Source organism: Thermococcus sp. (assembly GCF_027008145.1).
Taxonomy (GTDB): Archaea; Methanobacteriota_B; Thermococci; order Thermococcales; family Thermococcaceae; genus Thermococcus.
In genome coordinates this window covers 1-4,106 of record NZ_JALTCZ010000199.1, presented here as the reverse complement: position 1 = coordinate 4,106, position 4,106 = coordinate 1, and the positions used below count along the sequence as shown (strand labels likewise).

General features: G+C 53.9%; 4 protein-coding genes and 1 pseudogene. 1 reads left to right on the top strand and 4 read right to left on the bottom strand.

The window, feature by feature from the left end:
* Window positions 1-94: 94 nt before the first annotated feature.
* Window positions 95-667 carry a cyclase family protein gene (locus MVD07_RS10135; protein ID WP_297501717.1) on the bottom strand — a complete coding sequence of 191 codons (573 nt, stop codon included), beginning with the start codon at window positions 665-667 and terminating at the stop codon, window positions 95-97.
* Window positions 668-679: 12 nt separating this feature from the next.
* Window positions 680-1,429 carry an MBL fold metallo-hydrolase gene (locus MVD07_RS10130; protein ID WP_297501714.1) on the bottom strand — a complete coding sequence of 250 codons (750 nt, stop codon included), beginning with the start codon at window positions 1,427-1,429 and terminating at the stop codon, window positions 680-682.
* A gap of 85 nt (window positions 1,430-1,514) precedes the next feature.
* On the opposite strand from MVD07_RS10130, the gene MVD07_RS10125 reads away from it, so the two are divergent.
* Window positions 1,515-2,780 carry an adenosylhomocysteinase gene (locus MVD07_RS10125; RefSeq protein ID WP_297501711.1) on the top strand — a complete coding sequence of 422 codons (1,266 nt, stop codon included), beginning with the start codon at window positions 1,515-1,517 and terminating at the stop codon, window positions 2,778-2,780.
* Here MVD07_RS10125 and MVD07_RS10120 read toward each other — a convergent pair.
* On the bottom strand, window positions 2,731-3,618 hold the full coding sequence (locus tag MVD07_RS10120; protein WP_297501708.1) for a hypothetical protein: 888 nt from the start codon (window positions 3,616-3,618) through the stop codon (window positions 2,731-2,733). The two genes, MVD07_RS10125 and MVD07_RS10120, sit on opposite strands and share 50 nt — an antisense overlap.
* A pseudogene (locus tag MVD07_RS10115) lies at window positions 3,615-4,106 on the bottom strand (hypothetical protein); the annotation flags it as partial. The pseudogene MVD07_RS10115 and the gene MVD07_RS10120, both read right to left, overlap by 4 nt.

Below are 4,106 nucleotides of genomic sequence, written 5' to 3'. Positions count from 1 at the left end.
AGGGTTCATATCGTTCCAAAACGTTCCAAAAGGCATGACTAACCCCCACCGGCTCGACTGGAAAATAACAGCCTTTAAAATCTTAGAAGGGGTGTTATTCTTCCAGTATGGCAACGGCCCTCACAGGGCTCCCGGAGCCACCCTCGATCTTCAGGGGAAAGGCTATGAAGGTGAACTCCCTCCCGAGAAGCATCTCAAGGTTCACGAGATTCTCAAAGACGGGCACCTCGGAGGATAGGAGTATCGTGTGAACATTCTCGTCCCCGATGCTGGGCCCGTCGGTTCCAACGGCTTTGACCCCCTCGGCAACGAGAAAGAGAGCTACCTCCGGAGAGAGCTCCCTCCCGCCGGTGATGAACAGTACTATCTTCCCAAAGTAGCCTGAATCGGGTATCTCTTCGAGCTCAACTGGGCCCTCCCGACCACCAACATCCACGACAAAGGCTTTCCCGAAGAACCTATCAAGAGGCATCTCGTCTATCGTCTTCCCACCCGGAACGAAGTGCGCCGGGGCATCGACGTGCGTTCCTGAGTGCTCGCCCATCTTGATAACGTTCATGTAGTAGCCGTCCGTGTCTATGAATGTCCAAGGTCTCACCTTGACCTCAGGATCGCCGGGATAAACCGGGGTCTCCTCTCCTAGGGGCATCGAAAGGTCGACTATCATGCACCCACCGGACTATGGATGCTCTTCTCCCATATAAACCTTGCCGTTCTCCCCGAGGAGGCGGAGCAGATACTTTCTGTTTGGGAAGAGCTCGACGGCCTTCCTTATGGTAAGCTCTATGTCCCTCTCGACATCCCTCGACTCCCAGCCGTGACCGGGAAGTAGGAGGTCTATCTTGAGTGTGTTGAGAAGGCGGAGTGAATTGAAGTACTCTCCCAGGCTTCCAGAATCGTAGATGTTTGAAAGCGTCCCCTTGGCGAAGAGCGTGTCTCCAGAAAAGAGTATCCTTCTCCTTGGCTCGTAGAGGCACATAGAGCCGGAAGTGTGGCCGGGCGTGTGGATGACTCTGAACATCCAAGAGCCGGCGTTTATAACGTCGGCGTTGTTGAGCCACAGGTGAACCTTACTCCCGGGAAAGGGCTCCCCGTGATGGCGACACCTCATGACGTCGTCGTCCCCGTAGAGGATCTTGACGGCCGAGTACTTGTAAGCCCCGATAATAGCACTATCCTGGAGGTAGATGTTGCCCCCAACGTGGTCGCAGTGCTCGTGGGTGTTGAGGATGAGGTCTATATCGCCCGGCTTTAGCCCAAGCTCGAAGAGAGCCTCCTCAAGCCTAGGATAGTCGCTCATGAGACCGGTATCAATGAGCACGTTTATGTCCGCCGTTATTAGGTAAGAAAAGGCCGAGTATTTGCCGGGCTTTATCTTGTAGAGGTCTTCCGTGATTTTCTTGACGCAGGGGTAGTCCACATCTGCCATGGCATCAATTAGGACTACCTAATTCAAAAGCCTTTTGCTTCGGAGAGCTTTTTAAGATGTGTCCGGAAGTATACCCGGTGATACCATGGACTGCACGAAGGACTACTGCGTTAAGGACATCTCCCTCGCCCCGAGCGGAGAAAGAAAGATAGACTGGGTCTCGCGCTTCATGCCCGTCCTTCAGAGCATAAGGAGGGACTTCGAGAGGAAGAAGCCCTTCAAGGGAGTTAGGATAGCGACGACACTCCACCTGGAGATGAAGACTGCCTTCCTCCTTTTGACCCTTAAGACAGGAGGTGCAGAGGTTTCGGCGACTGCGAGCAATCCCCTATCAACGCAGGATGACGTCGTCGCTGCCTTGGCCAAGGCGGGGGTAAAGGTCTACGCGATAAGGGGGGAGAGCAGGGAGGAGTACTACGAAAACATGCATAAAGCCCTCGACATAAGACCCAACATCATAATCGACGATGGCGCCGACATGATAAGCACCGTCCACCGCGAGAGACAGGATCTAATAGACGAAATCTGGGGGGCGAGCGAGGAGACAACGACCGGTGTTATAAGGCTCCGCGCGATGGAACGTGATGGAGTACTGAAGTTCCCAATAATAGCGGTCAACGACTCCTACACCAAATACCTCTTTGACAACCGCTACGGAACGGGACAGTCAACCTGGGATGGCATAATAAGGACGACCAACTTACTCGTTGCAGGGAAGAACGTCGTTGTTGTAGGCTACGGCTGGTGTGGAAGGGGCATAGCGATGAGGGCGAGAGGACTGGGAGCAACCGTAATAGTCGTCGAGGTTGACCCCATAAGGGCTTTAGAAGCGAGAATGGACGGATTCCTCGTCATGGACATGAAGGGAGCGTCTAAGATAGGGGACATCTTCGTCACCTCGACTGGAGACGTAAACTGCATAAGGAAGGAGCACTTCGAGCTGATGAAGGACGGGGTTATCCTAGCAAACGCGGGCCACTTTGACGTCGAGATAAGCAAGCCTGACCTTGAAGCTTTGGCCGTCGAGACAAGCGAGGTCAGGCCAAACATCACCGAGTACAGGCTCGCAGACGGAAGAAGGCTCTATCTTCTAGCCAAAGGGAGGCTCGTGAACCTCGCCGCTGCAGACGGTCATCCAGCGGAAATAATGGACATGAGCTTCTCCCTCCAGGCGAAAGCCGCTGAGTACATCAAGGACAACCACGGGAAGCTTGAGCCAAAGGTCTACGTTCTGCCGAGGGAGATAGACGAGATGGTCGCGAGGATCAAGCTGAAGGCCATGGGGATAAAGATAGAGGAGCTTACTGAAGAGCAGAAGAAATACCTTGAGAACTGGGAGCACGGGACGTAGAGGGGAGAAAAATAACGTAACGGGTGCTCCCCTCCACTACTTCACCTTTTTTTGTGAGGAACAGGTTATCCCAGGGAGATTTCAGGAGTATGTACTCTGGAATCTTTTCATCCTCGATGCGCATCAGGACTGGCCTCCTAACCGGGGTGCCCCCGACGAGGAGCAACTCGTAACCGTTCTCGTAGATACTGCCCCTCCTGACTTCAAAGGTGTCGCCGGCGAGAAGGTGCCCTCTCACCACGAGAACGGTTTTGTTTGCGGGCTTTTCGCTCCTGTCCACTGAGGCCAGCAGAAGCCCCAGGGAGAGGGCAATAAGGGGCAGGAAATAGCTAGGGAGCAGGGCAAAGGGAGCCGTCCCAAGGGCCGTGGAGTAGAGGAGGTAGACTAGGAGCATTCCCCCCGGGATCATCGAGAGCAGGAAAGTCTTTAACTCCTCCCTGACCACAGCGTTCCATTCAGCCTCGGGAGGTCCGTGGAGGGCTTTTTCTCTCACCGAAAGGAAACTGAGGTAGGGGGCCATCACGATTGCCAGGGAAAGGGGGATTGCGGAAAGGGCGACATAGGGAATCTTCCCGACGGGAACTCCACCGATGTAGGGGAGGACATAGAGAACCGACATTACACCAACCGTGAAGGACAGGGAGCGACCTTTCCTCTCGAAGAGGGTGAGGGCGAGCAACAGAAAACCGAGAAAGGATATCAAGAGTGGCGGGATGTAGGGCCCGAGTTTTTCGGCCACGAGACTGCTTATGCCCTTGAACAGCAAGGGGAAGGAGAAGGCAACTGATAAAGAAGCCAGTCCAAGAGCTAGGTAGGAGAGTTCCTTAACGGCCTTCAACTTACCACCTCCAGAAGCTGCAGCACTGCACCGTTTCCGTTTTCTAAGACCCTTATAGCTGGAAAACGGAGTTCTTCCCGGAGATCCTTTTTACAGGCTGAAATTAACTCGCCGGACTCAAGGTTGGGGTAGATGTCCACATCTATGAGAACCGGGGTGTTCTTTGTTATAGAATAGAGCTTTTCCATGCCAGTTTTTATACTGAAGAAGTTGTCCCTTTTCAGATTAGTCACCACCACGGGAAGGGCTCTCCTCAGGACTTTCCTCGTCCTCTCAACGGCCAGAGGGAGGGACTCGTTCCTAGGGGCAATACCCACAGAGGTCAGCGCCCTTGTGAACATCGAAGCCGATGCATAACCTGAAACAGGTGTAAGCAACACCCCGTGGCCGAGTATGTACAGCCCGATCCGGTAGCCCCTCCTGAGAAGGTGAAGTATTAGGGGGATCAGTGAACCAACGGCCGTTTCCAAGGCGTTTTCTTCAAGTCC